The sequence below is a fragment of the Bartonella sp. AA74HLJMH genome (assembly GCF_042197045.1).
In the GTDB taxonomy this organism is placed as follows: Bacteria; Pseudomonadota; Alphaproteobacteria; order Rhizobiales; family Rhizobiaceae; genus Bartonella.
Window position 1 is genome coordinate 1 of the sequence record NZ_JBHIRJ010000157.1, and the last position, 576, is coordinate 576.

1 protein-coding gene is annotated in these 576 nt (G+C 38.7%); it reads left to right on the top strand.

Going from position 1 to position 576, the window contains the following annotated elements; translation table 11 throughout:
• On the top strand, positions 1 to 576 hold a 576-nt coding region (locus ACFINH_RS10325; protein ID WP_375633084.1), incomplete at both ends, for a formate--tetrahydrofolate ligase.

The following is a 576-nucleotide window of genomic DNA, read 5'->3' on the forward strand; positions in this document are numbered from 1 at the left end:
ATTGAAAATAACCCTGTTCTTGTCCATGGAGGAGCTTTTGCTAACATTGCGCATGGCTGTAATTCAGTTATAGCAACAAAAACCGCTTTAAAACTTGCGGATTATGTTGTCACAGAAGCTGGATTCGGAGCCGACCTTGGAGCAGAGAAATTTTTCAACATCAAATGTCGACAAGCGAATATTCTACCGAATGCTACAGTGATTGTCGCAACAATTCGTGCATTAAAAATGAATGGTGGAGTGGCTAAAAATGATTTGACAGTAGAAAATATCGCAGCTTTACAAAAGGGAGCAGCCAATCTTTTACGGCATATAAAAAATATGGAACACTACGGTATACCTTGTATTGTTGCCATCAATCATTTTGATACCGACAGCGACGCTGAAATAAGTACATTACAAAAAATAGTTTCAACAACTGGATGCAAAGCCGTTCTCTGCAAACATTGGGAAAAAGGTGGTAAAGGCGCTATAGAACTCGCACAAGAACTCGTTAGCTTAATTGAAGAAAAAAGTGCCCATTTCAAAGTTCTGTATCAAGATAACCTGCCGCTCGTTCAGAAAATTAATTGTATC